At 67.3% G+C, this 18,499-nt stretch carries 15 protein-coding genes; 11 read left to right on the forward strand and 4 right to left on the reverse strand.

What is annotated here, in order from left to right; all coding sequences use genetic code 11:
* Positions 1-154 precede the first annotated feature (154 nt).
* From PV679_RS26185 to PV679_RS26220, 8 genes are all read left to right on the forward strand, one after another.
* Positions 155-301, forward strand: a complete 147-nt coding sequence (locus PV679_RS26185) for a daptide-type RiPP (RefSeq protein WP_319682854.1) — start codon at positions 155-157, stop codon at positions 299-301.
* Positions 302-358: 57 nt separating this feature from the next.
* Entirely contained in the window at positions 359-502 is a 144-nt protein-coding gene (locus tag PV679_RS26190; protein WP_319682855.1) for a daptide-type RiPP, read from the forward strand.
* A 57-nt stretch (positions 503-559) separates the two neighbouring features.
* Positions 560-703, forward strand: a complete 144-nt coding sequence (locus tag PV679_RS26195) for a daptide-type RiPP (protein WP_319682855.1) — start codon at positions 560-562, stop codon at positions 701-703.
* Positions 704-868: 165 nt separating this feature from the next.
* On the forward strand, positions 869-1,621 hold the full coding sequence (locus PV679_RS26200) for an ABC transporter ATP-binding protein (protein ID WP_319682856.1): 753 nt from the start codon (positions 869-871) through the stop codon (positions 1,619-1,621).
* Positions 1,614-2,354, forward strand: a complete 741-nt coding sequence (locus tag PV679_RS26205) for an ABC transporter permease (protein ID WP_319682857.1) — start codon at positions 1,614-1,616, stop codon at positions 2,352-2,354. The genes PV679_RS26200 and PV679_RS26205 overlap by 8 nt, the downstream gene beginning before the upstream one ends.
* Positions 2,355-2,383: 29 nt before the next feature.
* Positions 2,384-4,024, forward strand: coding sequence for a daptide biosynthesis intramembrane metalloprotease (gene mpaP / locus PV679_RS26210; protein WP_319682858.1), 1,641 nt, complete (start codon positions 2,384-2,386; stop codon positions 4,022-4,024).
* 65 nt (positions 4,025-4,089) lie between these two features.
* Positions 4,090-6,744: a class III lanthionine synthetase LanKC gene (lanKC, locus tag PV679_RS26215; protein WP_319682859.1), complete on the forward strand. Its 2,655-nt coding sequence runs from the start codon at positions 4,090-4,092 to the stop codon at positions 6,742-6,744.
* A gap of 51 nt (positions 6,745-6,795) precedes the next feature.
* A complete protein-coding gene (locus PV679_RS26220; RefSeq protein ID WP_319682860.1) occupies positions 6,796-7,044 on the forward strand; it encodes a hypothetical protein in 249 nt (82 codons plus the stop codon).
* A 132-nt stretch (positions 7,045-7,176) separates the two neighbouring features.
* On the opposite strand, the gene htpG is transcribed toward PV679_RS26220, so the two are convergent.
* Positions 7,177-9,084, reverse strand: a complete 1,908-nt coding sequence (htpG, locus tag PV679_RS26225; protein WP_319682861.1) for a molecular chaperone HtpG — start codon at positions 9,082-9,084, stop codon at positions 7,177-7,179.
* A 412-nt stretch (positions 9,085-9,496) separates the two neighbouring features.
* Here htpG and PV679_RS26230 point away from each other — a divergent pair, with 412 nt between their 5' ends.
* The 3 genes from PV679_RS26230 to PV679_RS26240 all read left to right on the forward strand — a co-directional run bounded on the left by PV679_RS26230 (position 9,497) and on the right by PV679_RS26240 (position 15,045).
* Positions 9,497-10,723, forward strand: a complete 1,227-nt coding sequence (locus PV679_RS26230; RefSeq protein ID WP_319682862.1) for a damage-control phosphatase ARMT1 family protein — start codon at positions 9,497-9,499, stop codon at positions 10,721-10,723.
* A gap of 1,137 nt (positions 10,724-11,860) precedes the next feature.
* The gene (locus PV679_RS26235) at positions 11,861-14,278 is read left to right on the forward strand and encodes a P-loop NTPase fold protein (RefSeq protein WP_319682863.1); all 2,418 of its coding nucleotides are present in this window, start codon (positions 11,861-11,863) and stop codon (positions 14,276-14,278) included.
* A 461-nt stretch (positions 14,279-14,739) separates the two neighbouring features.
* The gene (locus PV679_RS26240) at positions 14,740-15,045 is read left to right on the forward strand and encodes a hypothetical protein (protein WP_319682864.1); all 306 of its coding nucleotides are present in this window, start codon (positions 14,740-14,742) and stop codon (positions 15,043-15,045) included.
* Positions 15,046-15,258: 213 nt separating this feature from the next.
* Here the strand turns inward: PV679_RS26240 and PV679_RS26245 are convergent, their stop codons facing one another.
* From PV679_RS26245 to PV679_RS26255, 3 genes are all read right to left on the reverse strand, one after another.
* The gene (locus PV679_RS26245) at positions 15,259-15,438 is read right to left on the reverse strand and encodes a hypothetical protein (protein WP_319682865.1); all 180 of its coding nucleotides are present in this window, start codon (positions 15,436-15,438) and stop codon (positions 15,259-15,261) included.
* Positions 15,439-15,477: 39 nt separating this feature from the next.
* Positions 15,478-15,744 carry a hypothetical protein gene (locus tag PV679_RS26250; RefSeq protein WP_319682866.1) on the reverse strand — a complete coding sequence of 89 codons (267 nt, stop codon included), beginning with the start codon at positions 15,742-15,744 and terminating at the stop codon, positions 15,478-15,480.
* A 373-nt stretch (positions 15,745-16,117) separates the two neighbouring features.
* Positions 16,118-17,596 (reverse strand): TerD family protein, encoded by a 1,479-nt coding sequence (locus tag PV679_RS26255; RefSeq protein ID WP_319682867.1) that lies wholly within the window; start codon positions 17,594-17,596, stop codon positions 16,118-16,120.
* Positions 17,597-18,499 lie beyond the last annotated feature (903 nt).

An 18,499-nucleotide genomic window follows, 5' to 3' on the forward strand; every position in this document is an offset into this window, starting at 1 on the left:
GGTCATGGAGGCGCCGGGCTGGTGGACGACCGGCGGTGTGATCGTCGGTATCTCGCTCGTCTCCATCGTCGCCACCTGATCCACCGCTCGACCACACACAACGCAGCACAGCACAGCACAACACACCACATCGCATCGTCAGAAGGAGAGTGTCATGAACGAGCAGTTCGAAACGGTCGCGGTCGACGCGGAGGGCCTGGAGCTGGGTCTGCAGGAGCTTGAGGTCATGGAGGCGCCGGGCTGGTGGACGACCGGCGGTGTGATCGTCGGTATCTCGCTCGTCTCCATCGTCGCCACCTGATCCACCGCTCGACCACACACCACACCACAACAGGTCAGTCACGAGACAGGAGTTGTCATGAACGAGCAGTTGGACGTCGTCGGGATGGATGCGCAGGGCCTGGAGCTGGGTCTGCAGGAGCTGGAGGCGCTGGAGGCGCCGGGCTTCTGGGAGGGCGTGTCGATCGGTATCGCGATCAGCACGGTGATCGTCGCCACCTGATCCACCGCTCGACCACACACCACACCACAACAGATGAGTCACGAGACAGGAGTTGTCATGAACGAGCAGTTGGACGTCGTCGGGATGGATGCGCAGGGCCTGGAGCTGGGTCTGCAGGAGCTGGAGGCGCTGGAGGCGCCGGGCTTCTGGGAGGGCGTGTCGATCGGCATCGCGATCAGCACGGTCATCGTCGCCACCTGATTCGCACCCCGGCATCCGCCGGGACCGTTCGAGTGGACCGGGCCCGGCCGGGATACGTCCCGGCCGAGGCCCGGCCCTCGCCGAGAGCCCTTCCCACCAAGCACCACCCGCCAAGCACCACCGGAACACGCAGGAGCCCGAGATGACACGACAGGAGCGGCAGCGATGAGCACCAGCGACCCGGCCGTCTCGCTGAACGGCCTCACCAAGACGTACAAGGACGTCACCGCCGTCGACCACCTGACCGTCGACATCCGCGCCGGTCGCGTCACCGGTCTGCTGGGCCGCAACGGAGCCGGCAAGACCACCACACTGCGGATGCTTCTCGGACTGGCCGCTCCGACGGCGGGCACCGCCACCATCTTCGGCAAGCCGTACACCGAACTCTCCGACACCGCACACCGGATCGGCGTCAGCATGGACGGCATGGGCGGCGTGCCCGGCGCCACCGTCCGCGGCGAACTCCGCATCTGGTGCACCGTCCTGGGACTTCCGGCCGCACGCGCCGACGACGTCATGGAGTTCACCGGTCTCGGCCATGCCGCCGACCGCCCGGTCAAGGACTGCTCCACCGGTATGCGCCAGCGCCTGGCCCTGGCCACCGCACTGCTCGCCGACCCCGAGGCGCTGATCCTCGACGAACCGGCCAACGGACTGGACCCGGACGGCATCCGCTGGCTGCGCGACACCCTGCGCACCCTGGCCGGCCAGGGCCGCACGGTCCTGGTCTCCAGCCATCAGCTCGCCGAGCTGGAGCAGACCGTCGACGACGTGGTGATCATCCAGCGCTCCCTGCGGTACGCGGGCACGCTCGCCGATCTCACCGGCCACGGCGCCACTCGCCTGGAGGACCGCTTCTTCGAGCTGGTCGACCCGACCGCCGCCCGCATCCCGGAAAGGACCAAGACCCGTGCGTAACCTCATCGCCGGTGAAGCCCGCAAGGCGCTGACCGGACGTGCCTGGTGGTATCTGCCGCTCGCGGGCGCGTGGCTCTGCCTGATCACCACCTTCGGATATGTCTCCGAAGGCGAGAAGGCCATCGCGTCCGGATCCACCGCTCTCGCCGTAGGCCAGGACGTCGCCCGCGCCTGGATGATGATGTTCCTGCTGTCGTCCGTCTTCGGCGCGGTCGCCGTCACCCGCGACTACGCCTCCGGCACCATGATCCGCTCCATGCTGCTGGCCGGCTCCCGGTCGCGTCTGTTCGGAGCCAAGCTGGTCGTCGCCACCGCCGCCGGCGCGGTGTTCGGTCTGTTCGCCGTGGTGCTCGGCACCGCCAGTGTGTTCCTCGGTCCGCTGCCGTTCGGTCTTGAGGCCGCCGCGGACGGTGAGACCGCGCTGATCCTGGCCGGTGTCTTCGTCTGCTGTCTGCTGGCCGCTCCCTGGGGCGCGCTGGTCGGCTGGATCGTACGCAGCCAGACCGGCGCCGTCGCCACACTGCTCGCTCTCACGCTCGCCGTCGACCCGGGGCTGCAGCGGCTGGTGCCGGACGCGGCCAAATTCCTGCTCACCATCGCGATGAGCTCGGTCTACCGAGACGTCAAACCCGACCTGCTCTCCCTGCCCTGGGCGTACGCGGTGATCGCCGCCTGGCTGGCCGCGGCCTTCCTCGTCGGCCGCCGACTGGTCCGTACCCGCGACATCGTCTGACCGACCTACTGATCCGAGGTGCTCTCACCATGCCTGCCAAGACCGCCGCCGCACCCGATCTGGTGCGGCCCCGCGCCGCCGACGACGTCGCCGTGCACGAGCCGCTCACCGAGGACGCTCCCTGGGTCATCCAGCGAGGCGAGCACAAGCATTTCCGCACCAGCGAGGACCTGGCCAGGATGGTCCGCCTCCTCGACGGCAGCCGCGACCACGACCAGCTCGCCGCCGAGCTCGGCGCTCCCTGGACTCCCGGCCACATCGACCGCGCGGTCCGCAATCTCGCCGACTCGCAGCTCCTCCAGGACGGCCGGCCCACCGCGCGAGTCCGCCGGATCCGCTTCGCCGGACCGCTGACCATCCAGTTCACTCTGCTCAAGCCGGAGCGGATGCTCCGCGCCCTCACTCCGCTGATCCGGCCGCTGGGCCACCGCGCGGTCGTGGGCAGCGCGGCGGTCGTCGCTCTGCTCGGCGTACTGGTGCTCGCCGCCTCCGGCGCCACACTCGGCGCGGCCCTCAGCCGCCCGATGCCGCTGTGGGCGTACGCCTCGGTGATGCTCGGTGTGGTGCTCACCACCGCCGTCCACGAGGTCGCGCACGGCGCGGTCCTCACCCACCACGGCGGACGGCCCAGCCGGATGGGCTTCATGCTCTTCTACATGTCGCCGGCGTTCTTCTGCGACGTGTCCGACGGCTGGCGGCTGCCCAGTCCCCGGCAACGAGTCCAGGTCGCGCTCGCCGGTATCGGCGTACAGGCCGTGTCCGCCGGCGCCGCCGCGCTCGCCGCTCCGGCCGTGCCCGCCGGATCCGTACGCGACACTCTGCTGCTCGTCTCCCTGGTCAACTACCTGACCTGCCTGGTCAACCTGGTGCCGCTGGTGAAGCTGGACGGCTACATCGCGCTCATGAGCCATCTCGACATCTCGCATCTGCGGGAGAAGTCCATGACCGACGCCCGCCGGTGGATCGCCCGGCTGCTGCTCGGCGGCCGCTACGAGCGCGAACTGCCGGGCCGAGGCTGGGCCGTGCCGTACGGCGTCGCCTGTCTGATCTTCCCGCTCTATCTCGTGTCGACCGCGCTGACACTGTGGTCCGGGATCCTCCAGCGGCTCGGCGTCGTCGGCTCCGTGCTGATGGTGTGCGGCCTCGGCTATCTGCTGTGGCGGCTCGGCAAGGGCGCCACCACACTGGTCGGTGACGCGCTCCGGGCAGGTGCCCGACCGGTCCGTATCGTCGCCGCCGGACTGCTCACGGCGACCGCGCTCGGGCTCGCCGCGACCCTCGTACAGATCCCGGCCACCATCTCGGCCGGCTACACCACCAATCGCGACGGCAGCCTCAGCCTGCTGGTCGCCGAAGGCGGCTCCGCCTTCGAACTCACCGAGGGCACCACGGTGACGCTGCGCCGCTCCGGTCTGCTCAGCCGACCCGAGGTCGGCACCGCGCGGCTCGGCGAGCCCGTCGGACACGACACACTCGCGCCGCTGACCGCGATGCTCCCGGTCGACAATGACACTCCGTGGCTGGCCATGCGGGCCTTCCCGCTGGAGCGCACCACCACCACGCCCGCGCCGGCCGGACCGGACCGGACCGGATTCGCCGAGGTGCGGGCCGGACAGCACCCGCTGTGGAAGTGGTTCGCGGTCTCCTATCTCGGCCCGCTGCTGCCCTGACCCACCTGATCCAGCCGTCCGTCACCCGACGTCCCGCAGACCGCTCCGCCGCCCGGAGGCCCGCCATGTCCATGCGTCATATCGCGCACTGCCCGCCCGGTACTCCCTTCTACGACAGGCCCGCCGCCGTCACCGGCGCGGACGCCTTTCCGCTCGCGGCGGCCGATCCGCCCTCCGGCTGGACCCGCGCTCCGATGGGCGAGTGGACCGTGTTCACTCCCGCGGAGTGCGCGCTTCCCGCACAGGGCTGGAAGATCCATGTCTCGGCGACCGCCGGGAGCGCACCGGAGGTGCTGGACACCGTCCGCGCCTACTGCTTCGAGCGGTCACTGCTGTTCAAGTTCCTCACCAGTCCCGGGATGCTCATGCTGCGCAACAGCAAGTACGGGGATCGCGGGAGCAGCGGCAAGTTCATCACCGTCTATCCGCGCGACGAGGACGAACTGCACTCCGTGCTCGTGGAGTTGGACGCACTGCTCGGCGGCCGTCCCGGCCCCGCCGTCCTCAGCGACCTGCGCTGGCGGAGCGGCCCGCTGTATGTCCGTTACGGCGCGTTCACGCTTCGCCTGGGCCGCGCACCGTCCGGAGAGTCCGTCCCGTGTATCGAGGATCCGGACGGCCAACTCGTCCCCGACGTACGCGGTCCTGCCTTCCGGCCGCCGGCCTGGGTGTCCCTGCCGCCGTTCATCGCGCGAGCGCTGGCGGACCGCGACAAGGGCGGCGGACTCGGGGCGTTCCCGTTCAAGATCACTCAGGCGCTGCACTTCTCCAACGGCGGCGGCGTCTACCGGGCGACCGACACCCGTGACGGCCGTCAGGTGCTCGTCAAGGAAGGCCGGCCGCACGCCGGTCTCGACGACACGGGCGCCGACGCGGTGGCCCGGCTCCGCCGCGAGCACGACGCGCTGGCCGCGCTCGACGGACTGCCCGCCTTCCCGCGCGTCCTCGACTGGCGCAAAGGCAACGAACACTGGTTCCTGACCAGGGAGTACGTCGACGGCGAGGCCCTCGGCAAGGAGGTGACCGCCCGCAATCCGCTGGTCCACGCCGTCACCGCCCGGCACGCCGCCATGCCGGTCGCCGACTACACCCGGTGGGCGCTGGACGTACTCGACCAGATCGAAGCCGCCGTCACCTCCATGCATGAGCGCGGCCTGGTCTTCGGCGATCTGCATCCCAACAATGTGCTGATACGGCCCGACGGGAGCGTCGCGTTCATCGACCTGGAGACCACCCGCACCATCGACGGCCACACCGGCCAGGCCATCGGCGCACCGGGCTTCGCCGCGCCTGCGGGCACCACCGGCGTGGCCGTCGACCGGTACGCGCTGGGCTGTCTGCGCCTCAGCGCCTTCCTGCCGCTGACCGCGCTGCTGTCCTGGTCGCCGCAGCGGGCCGACGAGCTGATCGCCCGGATCACCGAGCGCTTCCCGGTGCCCGAGCGGTTCGCCGTCCAGGTGCGCGAGGACCTCGGCCTCGCTCCCGCGACACCTCCGGCCGACCCGCTGGTCTCCACCGGACGGATCGGAGCCGGCATCCTCGCCTCCGCCACTCCCGAGCGCGCCGACCGGCTCTTTCCCGGCGACGCCGACCAGTTCAGCCACCGGGACGGCGGACTGAACATCGCCAACGGCGCGGCGGGAGTGCTGTGGGCGCTGCACCGTGCGGGCCTCGCACTTCCCGAGGAGCACATCGACTGGCTGGCCGCCGCCGCCCGGCGGCTGGACTCTCCACGTCCCGGGCTCTACGACGGACTCGCCGGCATCGCCTGTGTCCTGCACGACCTGGGACGGCCCGACGAGGCCGCCGAACTGCTGGCACGCGCCCTCGCTCTGCCGCTCGAACGCCATCGGGACGGGGGCCCGGAACACAGCCTCGCGGGCGGCACGGCGGGTCTCGGCCTGGCACTGCTGTATCTCGCCGAGCGCCGAGGTGACAGCTCGCTGGCGCGGGAGGCCCACCGGCTCGCCGGTGAACTCGCGGACGGGCTGACCGGCCGGCTCGCCGCGCGTGCCGAGGCCGGGGCCGCTGCCGCGTACTCTCCCGACCGGCGCCCCGGTCTGCTGCGCGGCGGCTCCGGCGAGGCGCTCTTCCTGCTCGCCGCCCATGGCCAGGACCGCGATCTGCTCGATGCCGCGCACGCGGCGCTCAGCCATGACCTGCTGGTCTCCGGCCGGCTGCCCGGCGGCCCGGAGACTCCGCCTCCCGCGCCCTGGCACGGGCATCACCTGGCGTACGGCGGCGCGGGCCAGGCCATCGCGGTCCACACCTTCCTGGCCCACCGCCGAGATCCGCGGCTCACCGCCGCGCACGACGCCCTGCTGACCGATCTGACCTCCGAGTTCCATCCGGCCTGCGGCCTCTTCACCGGCAAGGCGGGCACACTCGCGGCGCTGTTGCACACCGACGACGGCTCGGACGCGACCCGGCGCGCGATCCGGGTCCTGACCAGGGACCTGGAGCAGTTCGCGGTGGCGCAGGAGGGCGGGACCACCGGCTTCCTCGGCGACCATCTGCTGAGGCTGTCGACGGATCTCGCCACCGGCTCGGCCGGCGTCCTGGCCGCGCTGACCGCGGCCCGCGACGGGACCGGCGCGCTGCCCTATCTCCCGGCGACGCCGGTCTCCCGTGTGGTGGTCGACGGCGCGCGACCCGCGCCGACCGCCGCGCCGAAACCGCCGCCGGCCTCGGTGAATCCGGCGTCCGCGGCCACCCGCTGATCGCCGTACCCACGTCCACGCGCCACCACGGCTCCCAACCCCGGAGTTCCCATGCCCACACAGTTCCTCGTCAGCATTCGTATGACCCCGGACACTCCACCCTCCGCCGCGCCGGAAACCGCGGTCGTCCGCCTGGTCTCGGTACTGCCGCGGGACTGGACGGTCAGACCGACCACCATGACGGCCGGCTCCGCGACCCTCGCCGTCACCACTCCGGACGACACCTCCGCCGCCCGGGCCCTGCGCACCGTGGACGAGGCCCTCGCCACCGCGCCGCTGCAGGGCTGGGTACGCGGCTGACGAGGCGTCCCGGGCCGCTCGGGAGGCGGGCCGACCGACGGTCCGCGTCCCGAGCCGGCCCGGTCACCGGCCGCGTTCCGGCTCGCTCACCGGGCGCGTTCCCGAGTGCTCACCGGCTGCGTTCGGGCCTGCTCACAGAGTGCGTTCCAGCCGGTCCGCCATCAGCCGGATGAAGCGCGAAGGATCGCTCAGCTCGCCGCCGTCCGCGAGAAGCGCCATCCCGTAGAGGAGTTCTGCGGCCTCGGCCAGTCCTCCGTCGGCCTCCTGCTCGGCATGCGCCTTCTTCAATCCGTTGACCAGCGGATGCGTGGGATTGAGTTCGAGGATGCGCTTGATGTGAGGCACCTCCTGGCCCATGGCGCGATACATGTTCGCCAGCGCCGGGGTCGCGTCGTGCGTGTCTCCGACGATGCAGGCCGGGGAGACGGTGAGCCGGGACGAGAGCCGTACCTCCTTCACGTCCTCACTCAGCCGCGTCGTCATCCAGCTCAGCAGGCCGGCGAAGTCCTGCTGCTGCTTCTCGCGCTCGGCCTCGACCTCCTTCTTCTCCTCCTCGGTGTCGAGGTCGACTTCGCCCTTCGCGATCGACTGCAGCGGCTTGCCGTCGAATTCCGGCACGGACTCGACCCATACCTCGTCAACGGGATCGGTCAGCAGCAGCACTTCGAAGCCCTTGGCCTTGAACGCTTCCATATGAGGCGAACTCTCGATGGCGGAACGCGACTCGCCCGTCATATAGAAGATGTGCTGCTGACCCTCCTTCATGCGCTCCACATAATCCCGGAGAGTGGTCGGCTTCTCGGCGTCCAGCGTCGAGGCGAACGAGGAGACGCCAAGGATCGCGTCGCGGTTCTCGAAGTCGCTGAGAAGCCCTTCCTTGAGGACCCGGCCGAACTCTCTCCAGAACGTCGCATAGCGGTCCGGGTTGTCGGACATCATGTCCTTCAACGTCGACAGAATTTTCTTCACCAGACGACGGTGCATCAACTGGATCTGACGGTCCTGCTGGAGAATCTCTCGCGACACATTGAGCGACAGGTCCTGCGCGTCGACCACGCCCTTGACGAAGCGCAGGTATTCAGGCATGAGCGCTTCGCAGTCGTCCATGATGAACACGCGCTTGACATAGAGCTGAACCCCGCGCTTGTGGCCCTGTGCGAACAGGTCCTGTGGAGCGTGGGACGGGATGAAAAGCAGCGCCTGGTATTCGAAGGTGCCTTCCGCCTGCATGCGGATGGTCTCCAGCGGATCCGTCCAGTCGTGGCTGACGTGCTTGTACAGCTCGCTGTACTCCTCGTCGGTCACCTCACTCCTGGACCGCGCCCACAGCGCCTTCATCGAGTTGACCGTCTCGATTTCGCGGTCGGCGCCGTCGTCCTCGGCCTTGGCCTCGGCGGCCATCCTGATGGGCCAGGTGATGAAGTCCGAATACCGCTTGACGATCTCCTTGATCTTCCAGGCGGACGTGTAGTCGAAGAGCTGGTCCTCGGTGTCCTCCGGCTTGAGCCGCAGCGTGACCGCGGTGCCGCGCGGCGCGTCCTCGACCGGCTCGACCGTATAAGTGCCTTCGCCACTGGACTCCCAGCGCGTGCCGTGGCTCTCTCCCGCACGCCGGGTCACCAGCGTGACCTCGTCGGCCACCATGAAGCTGGAGTAGAAGCCGACGCCGAACTGCCCGATGAGTTCCTCGGAGGCCGCCGCGTCCTTTGCTTCCTTCAATTCCTGTAGGAACTTCGCCGTACCGGAATTGGCGATCGTCCCGATGAGCTGCACCACATCGTCGTGCGACATGCCGATGCCATTGTCGCGTACGGTAAGTGTGCGCTGCTCCTTGTCGACCTCGATGTCGATGTGGAGATCCGATACGTCTTCCTGCGCCTCCTCGTCGCGGAGGACTTCCAGCCGCAACTTGTCCAACGCGTCAGAGGCGTTGGAAATCAGCTCGCGCAGGAATACATCCTTGTTCGAGTAGATCGAGTGGATCATCATCTGCAAGAGCTGACGTGCTTCCACCTGAAACTCGAAGGTCTCGGTCGGCATATGCGGAATTCCTTTCCTCGTCAAAAGGCCGGCCAATGCGGTGAGCCGGTCCACATCGTATCGAGCATCCGTGGCATCCACAGAGGCAGTTCCGGGAGCGGACGGAGAACCGGCCACCGAAGCCGGCACACCTCGGAGCCTCCCGCCGAGGGCTGTCCCGCCGACCATCATCAGGACGACAGACGCCTTCGAGTGGACAAGCGAGTGGACGTGAGTGGACGCGAATGGACAAGGATGATGACGAGATCGATCCGGCACGCGTCGGCTCGTACCGGTCCGGAGCCAGAACCACGGAGCCGGGACCACGGAGCCGGAACCACGGAGCCGGGACCACGGAGATCGCTCCGGAGATCGCTCTGGAGATCGCTTCGGAGACAGGACACATGAGCGACAAGCGAAGGGCTTGGACACCATGAACGCGAAGATCCCGCACGCCTCGGACAGCCCGGCCGGTCGGAGCCAAGGCCCGGCCGACGACTCCGGCGCGCCGACGATCTCGGGTTCGGAGCCCGGCACCTTCGCCTGGGGCGTCCTGCACAAGCGCCATCCGGCGCTGATCCGGCAGGTGCGCGACGCCTTTCCGTACGGTCCCGGACAGCACCGCGCGCTCGACATCCTGCTGGAGGAGATCACCAACGGTGTCGTGGAACCGCTCGACACCTCGGACCAGGACCACGACCAGTGGTCGGCCTGGGGGCGGGAGCACTTCGGACGATCGTGGTTCGACGTACCGTTCCTGTGGGCCGAGAGCTACTTCTACCGCAAACTCCTCGCCGCCGTCGGATACTTCGGTGCGGGACCATGGCGAGGCGTCGATCCCTTCGCGCCTTTCAAGCAGGCCGAACTGAGCGGCGCGGCCGTGGACGAGGAACTCCAGGCGCTGGACACACTCGCCGATCTGCCCGCCGACGAGCGGGCAACGGCCCTGCTGCACGCCTCACTCTGGGGAAACCGGGCCGACCTCGGCTTCCGTGTCTCGGCGGCGGAACCGGACCTCGGCGACACCGATCCCGGCCTGGTCGCCGACGACAGCGCCATGCTGTGGTCGCTTCTGCCCGAGAGAGCGCCGGCCACCGTCGCCGTGGTGGCGGACAACGCGGGACGGGAGCTGATCCCGGACCTGATCCTCATCGACCACCTGCTCGAACACGGCCGCGCCGCCCGGGTCGTCCTCCACGTCAAACCCGGTCCGTACTTCGTCTCCGACGCGACGACGGCCGACGTCATCGACTGCCTGCGCCGCCTCCTGCGCGCGCCCGGCGCGGCGGGCGAGACCGGCAAGCGCCTCTGGGCGGCCATGGCGGCCGGCCGGCTGGAGGTGCGCGCTCACCCGTTCTTCTGCGCACCGTTCCCGTACGAGGAGATGCCCGAGGACCTGAGGACCGACTTCGCGACCGCCGGGCTGACGATCCTCAAGGGCGACCTCAACTACCGCCGCCTGGTGGGCGACCGGCTGTGGGACGCGACGAGCCCGTTCGCGGACCTCACGGCACACTTCCCGGGCTCCGTCGCATCACTGCGCACCCTGAAGTCCGATGTCGTCGTCGGCCTCTCGCGGCAGACGCTGAACAGCCTCGAACGGTCCGGCCACGCCTGGCGCACGAGCGGCACCCACGCGCTGATCCAGGCCCGGCGGTAGAAAAGGCAACCAAAACGCTTTCGGCCAATCCTTAGCCATCTCGATTCCTGTGTGGCCTGGCCGCCTATGCGGTGCGGTGGGCTTTCGCCGATTTGGGCGGCTTCCGCCGTCGTTGCTCTGTTGCTGCGGTGGGCTGCTTTCCATGCGATCCGCAGGCCCGTACTGACTCGATGGATGCCTTCGCGTCGTTTGCCGTATGCCGTGTTGCTCACGCCGTGGCTGCTCGCGCTCCTGCCCTACGGACCCGTTGCCGGCGACGTGCCCGAGCCTGCGACTCGAACTGGCCCTACTTCCCGGGCTGGTAGCCGGCGTACGTGGCTGACCGGGTGGTGGCACGGGCTGCACTGGGCGCCTTGGTACGGGAGGGGACGTCCTTCCGTGATCTGCCGTGGGTCGCGGCGAAGGCCGGGCGCAGGATGTCGGACATCAGCAAGGACCAGTGGCGGTTGGCGCTGCCCTACGACACCTCGGAGCAGTTTGTTGGTGCCGGGCGGGATGCCTGCGGAGCCGCTCGCATCGGCATCCCCCTGAAAGCCACAGGATGCCGGGGAGTCGGTCAGACCGTTCGGGGAGGCGGAAGTTCTCCGACGCGTGGGCACTGCTCTCGACGAACCGGGCCCGGGGGCCCTGGGAGAACACAGATCCGCTCCCTGGGTTCTCGATGGAGTGCGTACCCGGCCTTCCGGCCGCTCGATGGTTGCAGCGCACAAGTGAGACGAACGTGGAACTACCCGACCTGAGCGGACTGGGACGGCGGTCCCCTTCCGGTGTGCCGGACCGGTTGTATCTGCGGGCCCAGTTGTCGTGGGACTCGCGGCGGGAAACGGCTCCCCAGAGGCGTCCGCGATGAACATTTCCGCACAACGTTGGTGCCTCGTTCGTTGGGTTCGAACCAGCCCTCAGCTTCGCAGCAACCACCTGGCCGTTTGAGAAGCATAGTTCGGAGGACCGACACGGTTGTCGAAGTCAGCGGCTGATAAAGCTGATAAAGATATAACCATGCCGATCCGAGATCTCCGCGACGCGTTGACGCAGATCGCCCGCGAGCGCGACTGGGACCCCACACCGCAGGACTTCGCTACGCCCCGCGTCAACGGGCGAGCGAACAAGCACACGAACTGTGGGGAGTAGCTCACCGTGCGGATTCTCGCGCAGCCGGCCCGGCGCTCGGACAAGACGGTCGAGCGGCACTTCCAGGACACTGTTGCCCGCCCCGTGGTCTTCAGCCAGCATGCGGATCTGTTGGACCCCCCCACGCTCAGCGCGCTCCTCCGACTCTTTCCCAACGGGTCTGCCCAGATGTGGGGCGTCATGCCCGGGAAGAATGGGGCCAATCTCCCCGAGATCCGCAAGATGGCCCAAGGCGACTGGGTCTTCTTCAGCGGTGACAAGCGTCTCTACTTCGGAGGCACGGTCGCCCTGACTTGGCGCAATCCAGAACTCGCGGCGCGCCTGTGGGGTTCAGACGCCGAGAGTGGCGACACCTGGGAGTACATGTACGCCCTCTCCGCCACTCGGGACTTTGACATCCCCATCGAAGAAGTCCGGGAGTTGCTGGGCTGGAAGCCAACACGCAACGTGATGCGCTTTCAAGCTTTCACTCAGGACGAGTCGGATCTGCTGCAGCGGCACTACTCGCTGACGCCTCCAGCGCTTGCAAGTATCAGCATCAGGGATTCTCTGCTGCTTCCGGGACTGCACAGTGATTCGGCCAGCCCTGTCGACCTCCTCGACAACGAGGCAGATGTGGACATGCTGGCGAAGCTGGCCATAGCGAAGATCACCACACCGCCGTTGGCGGTAGCCCTCCTCGGCGAATGGGGAGCCGGCAAGTCAAGTTTCATCAACCAGATGAGCCGGAGGGTCGATGAACTAGCGGAGGATCCCAGCGGATCCGGCGCATTCAACACTACGGTCCGGCAGGTCCACTTCAACGCCTGGCACTACAGCGACGACCATGTGTGGTCAGGGCTGGTCGACCACCTGTTCCGCTTTCTCGCCCCTGATCCAGAACCTGACGCTCCCTCCACCGATCCAACAGTTGCACAGCGCGAGCGACTCACCGTGGAGTTGCGCCAGTTGGAGACCGAACAGCGACAGCTCGACAAAGAGCTGGCGCGCACAGAGCGAGCCCGCCCCAGGGGCTTCCTCGGATTTCTCGGCTCTCCTGTAGAAGGCGCCCGATTGCTCTACACCGCAGTCCGCCTAGGCGCGCGCGATGGCAGGCAGGCTTGGCTCTACCTTCTCGGATGGATGGCGCTCATAGGCGGTGTCCTGCTCACCAGATCCTGGCTGTCCGCATGGCTCCCAGTTCTCCTTGCGGCCCTCGCCGCCTTCGCAGCGCCGGTTTTGCCACTCTGGATGGCGGTGCGGCGCTGGCACCCAGAAGGCGTCTCCCTGACAGGCAGGGTCCGCAGTTCGTTGGAAGAGCGCCGGCGCACCTTGCGCGGAGAGATCACGACCTCCCGTGCCCAGCTCGCTGAGATAGACGCGGCCGTCCGCCTCTCGGGATTCCTCACAGAGCGCGGTGACACCTACCAGGAGCGTCGGGGCCTGCTGGGCACTGTGCACCAGGACTTGTTTCAGCTTGACGAGAAGCTCCGTGAAGCCCATGCGGAGTGGTCAAGCACCGAGTCAAACCAGCCGCCACCGCTCGAGCGAATCATCCTGTACATCGATGACCTCGACCGGTGCCCCCCGCCACGTGTTGTTGAGGTCCTCGCCGCAGTTCACTTGATGCTCGCGCTACCGCTGTTCGTCGTGGTCGTAGCGGTTGACCCTCGTTGGCTGCTCAAGTCGCTCGAGCACCACTACAGCGAACTGTTCACCGACTCATCAGGTGCGGCATACATCACGGACACACAGGACAGCGCCACGCCTCTGGATTACCTGGACAAGATTTTTCAGGTTCCTTTCGTCGTCCCTCCTGCGACACCGGAGAAGATCGCACGCCTTATCGCCACTTTGCTGGAAACCCCTGCAGTCCCCAACGCCTCGTACCGTGCCGGTGTCGACGGTTTCGTCGACACCGAAGTCGGACCAAGCGCTCCCGCCGACCCAGAGCAACCCACTCCGGCGGTTGATGACGATGACGTGGCCGCTGACAACCCTGTTCAGTTGCAACTCATACCAGCAGAGATCGCTTTTATGTCCCGGGTCGGCGTACTCACTCAGACGCCGCGAGCAGCCAAGAAGCTGGTGAATCTTTACCGGCTGGCACGTATCGGCGTATTGCGCAGTGATCTGCCCAGATTTGAGGGGGAAGGAGAGATGCCGGGAGAGCATCAGGTGGTTCAGATCCTCCTGGCCCTGCTTGTGGGGAGCCCACATTACTCCAGTGATGTATTCCGTGCCGTTCTAGCGGCGTCACCAAGCACCAAGATCACGGAGGTACTACGCGGGATGCCCGATAACGTGTCTGTGGGAAATCATGTCGCAGAACTGATCGAGCAGATCAATGTCGACGTTCCAGTGATCATGGATACAGCCATTTACCAACAGTGGTGCCCCAAGCTGGCGAGGTTCTCGTTCTTCACGCGCAACCTCGCCGGCTGATTCGATGCCACTGGCTCGTCACCGCATGGCCTGGATGTTCTGTCCACGGAGGTTGGTGACGGTCATCACGGCTGGGGGCTCTTGAATGAGTGTGGCCTTCCGGGTGCGGCTGAGATCGTCACTGACGAAGTTGGTGTTTGTGCTGGTCAGAGTGTTGGCTGCTCCGGCCAGGTCCGTACTGAATCTCAGCCAGCGCGAGGACCGATGAGAAAGCGGTAGCTGACGTGGCCAGGCCGAGCGGGACGGCGCCGGCTCGCCCTCTCAGAGGAGCAACCCGGCGAAGAGGAGCTGCCGGATTCGCAGCACCGTTCAAAGCGGAGACGCCACACCGTGAGGACCCGGAGTGCGAGGACGAGTGGTGTCTGCGTCAGCCCCCGTACCGCCGACGTCCTGCACCTGGAGCTGTGCATTCTTGCCTACCAGGCATACGACGACGCGGAGGATCGGCGACGGCCTCGTGTGTGCGTGAGGATCGTGAGGGGAACTGGGGGAGTGTTCACCTACCTGCCGACGCTGACCTTCACGGCCGATCTCCAGTGGCGCCGCCGGAAGCCGACGAGCGTGAAAGTCTGCCAGCTCACCGCGACGACTATGACCTCGACATGTTTTGCGAGGTGTTCTTCCAGGACTCCGACGTACTGATGCTTTACAAGGCCCGTTTCGACGAGGTTGAGAACCCTGAGGGCGACGCGAACCGGCAACTCGGGATTGGCGATCTCCCAGCCGCGGTCTGGTTCGACCCAGTTCAGAATGTCCCCGACCCGTGATCCCCAGCGCGGATCCCGCCGCTGGGCTTGGTAGGGGCCGAGCGCCCGGCCGGCCGTGATTCGGCAGTGGGGCCGGACGCGCCACAGTCCAGCCCCACAGGAGGCGGAAAGGAACGAGTCAACTCAGACGAAGCGCGCTGCGAGCTGGTGTCGAGCAGCGACCCATATGCCTTCGAACTGCTCAACCGTCAGTGGTTCCGGCCCATAGTCTTCTCACTCGGACACGGGGGACTCGGCGGTGATTCCGTACCTCATGTCGGTGTCTGTGTCCCGGCCGGCGGTGACAGGCCGCAGTTCGGGACCTTGGAGTTCGACCTGCCCAGTGACCCAGCCGTCATTGTCGATCTCGAAGTAGAACAGGTGTCTTCCTCGTCCCAGTACCTGCAGAACCACGTCTTCATGGACCCATGATGATTCGTGGTACCCGACGCCTCAGCCATCGGTCTCCGGCGCTCGCCTGACGATGTCCGTCAAGGGCCCGTGGTACGTGGTGCCCAGCTTGGTCACCACTCCGACGGCGGGCCCGGGACCGTGCTTCATACGGCTCACGTAGTTCTCGGGCAACAACACGCTGTCGCCTACCTCAAGTGGCTTGCTCCCGCGCCAGCGGTACGCGTATCCGCTGACGTCCACGACTTGGTGGCCTTCGACCTCGTACACGCGCCGCGCATCATCCAGTTGCCGCTCAAGCTCTTCCACGCGACGTTCTAGTCATTCGATCCGGGATTTTGAGGAGTTGCCGCCACTCTCGCGGCCCGAGTCCCAGCCCTCGCGCCAACCACGGCGATGGGCTCCGGCAACCGCTTTGTCCTGCTCGGTGGCGTGCGTGCCACAGGCCACGTCCGATCCGGATATCCGGATCTTGCATGGGCTACCCGAACGGGTCGGACGTCCGCACGTTCTGTTGTGCTGGTCAGCCATGGCTGATCCCCCTCGCAGTGAAGCTGTTCAAGATCTTCTCCCGCATCTTTCTGGAAGTGACCTCGAAATCGAATCAGGTGGCCCCTTTCAGAGGGGGCCAAGAGACGTGGACCAGAGTCAGGCGGGCTCGACGTTTGGCCGGCGGCCGGGGCTACGCCACGTCGACTCCGTGCGCCTTGGCCAGGCCGTCGAGTCCGTCGGCCCAGCCCTGCCCAACCGCCCGCAGCTTCCACACAGGTCGGCCATCTGCGGACCTGTGCCGATAGAGCTCCACGACGGCCATTGCGCGAATGGCCGGGTCGGCGGACGGCTGGAATGTCCAGGTGGCCGTAGCACATCCCATGGAGAGTTCCGCGTAGGTGAGGGAGCCGCACGTCAGGCCACTGTCGACGTCCATATTGATCGCGATGGTCATGCGCTGGACGTGTTCGGGCAGCGCCGCAAGGTGGACAGCGGCGCGCTCGACGGTGCGTATGCCCTCGTTCTGCTTGCCCAGGAGACGCGCCGCCCCATGGGCGCCGGAGGGCTGGTTGTAGAAAATGAAGTCCTCGTCGGAGGCGACTCGGCTCTCGTGATCGGTGAGGAAGAGGGTGAGGTCCGCGTCCGAGCCGGCAAAGGTGAACGCGATGTGGAGCCCCTGCCACGCTTCCTCGGGCAGCACCAGGTTCTGCCCAGGTGTCAATGCTGTTGGCGCGGACAGGGCCGGAGTGGTTGGAGCAGGGTGCTGCGTCGGGACGGTCCGGCTCTTCCACTCGGCGAAGGAGTGGATTCGGTAGTGATCCTGGACCGGGGTGCCGTGGGCGGCCGGGTCGTTGGCGCGGAGGTCGCCGTCCAAACTGGCCAGCGTGGCATCACCGGAGGAGGCCGCGTCGTCCTGGGCGTGGTCGATCAGGCTCTGCAGGCCGGGTAGCCGAGTGGTGTCCAGCGGTTTGATGGTGCTTGACAGGTTCCCGGAAGCGGTCGTGGTGACGGCGCAGGCAACGTCTTGGCCGATGTCGATGAACCGCAGAGCGTCCTCCGGTTGCCGCCAGGGGTTGGTCTCCACTGCCTGGCGGGTCCACCGTCCGTACGCCACGAATCCCAGTCGCTGGGTGTCCGGCATCCGTGTGATCACCGCCAGGTCGATCGCGGTGATCCCGGGCGCGACCGCGAAACCCTCCTTCAGGGTGGCGATGATGTTCGAGCCCATTGCCGTGAGCCACCACAGAGCACGGTCCCGTTTGGTCAGCGTCTTCAGTGTGGGGCGTCCGCTGGAGGTGACGCCTGCGGTCTGGTCGGGCAGAGAGTCGATGTCCTGTTGTCGCATGACCACGGACATGACTGAGCCGTCGACACCGACCGCGCAGCCTGCGGCGGGGTTGTCAGAGAAGGCGTAGTTGACCGTCTCGCACACGGTCGCCTCGTCGTTCGCGACGAGGGTCTGCCACCATTGATCCGCCTCGGTGGCCAGTTCCCCGTGGACGCCGCGCAGCCGAGCCTGCTCAGCCGCCAGATAACCCGACGCGTCCTCCTCGGCCCGCCGCTTCCGTTCCGCTCGTTCCGTACGCGCGAACACGCCCAGGCCAGCCAGGTGGAATGCCTTGGCTTCGGCGAGAGCCCAGGGCAGTCCAAGTTGCGGAGGACCCGGCACAACTGGCGGATGGGCGGAAGGGAACGACTGTAGATGCACGCTGGTCGTCTGCCGCCGCAGCTCTCGCAAATGAGCGATGGCCGCATCCCGTTCCTCCTCCTGCTGGGCTCTCTCGGCCTGCCGACGTACCCGCTCCAGTTGTGCCGCCGAAGGCGCGGCGGCACGTGGGCGCGAGCCGGAACGCGTCGTGCGGCTCGTACTGATTCGGCGCCGCCCGCTGCCCAGAGCGGTGGAGGCATAGACCGGCCCCATCCCGGACGAGAGCGTGGTGCGACCACCGCCCACATTGACACGGGCTATCCGTGGCCCGACCGACGTTCGGACCCCTCGGGTCGAGACACGCACACTCAGCCCAGGTACACCGACGCGGAAACCGAAGCCCATGAAGCCTCCCCTTTCACTGCGGGAGTCTGCCACTGAGCGGGCACCAACGCTTGCGGATCGAGGTAACTCGAGTCCGGCCGGGAGAAACCGACCAAGATCTTCTCCAGATCGTTCGGAACGATCACCAGAACGCGGGGCCTGATCCGCCATGCGGATCAGGCCCCGCGTTTGTCCCGGTCAGAGCGTCGGCCTGTCGTGGTGAGCGAGCGCGCCGGCACTTGCGAGGGAGCCACCATCAACCTTCGCCATCCGCGCATCCGCTGGGAGACTCGCGACGACATGGCCGCAGCCCTCATCGGCTGGCGAAGACCCGTCCGCTGATTCCGTTAGGAGCGGTAGCAACGGCTTCTTAGCTGTTATGAGTCCACCGCGTAGATTGCGTCTGGCCAAGCCGTGGCCCCTCCCGGTGCCGGAGCCCTCAGTAGCTGTTGTCGTTCCGATCTTGAGGGGTGTGCGTCGAACGGGAGTCTCGATCGGGTGGTTGCCGTCGGCCGCGGGCATGAAGGCAGGGCCTCTTGG

The sequence above is a fragment of the Streptomyces sp. AK02-01A genome (assembly GCF_033795305.1).
Taxonomy (GTDB): Bacteria; Actinomycetota; Actinomycetes; order Streptomycetales; family Streptomycetaceae; genus Streptomyces.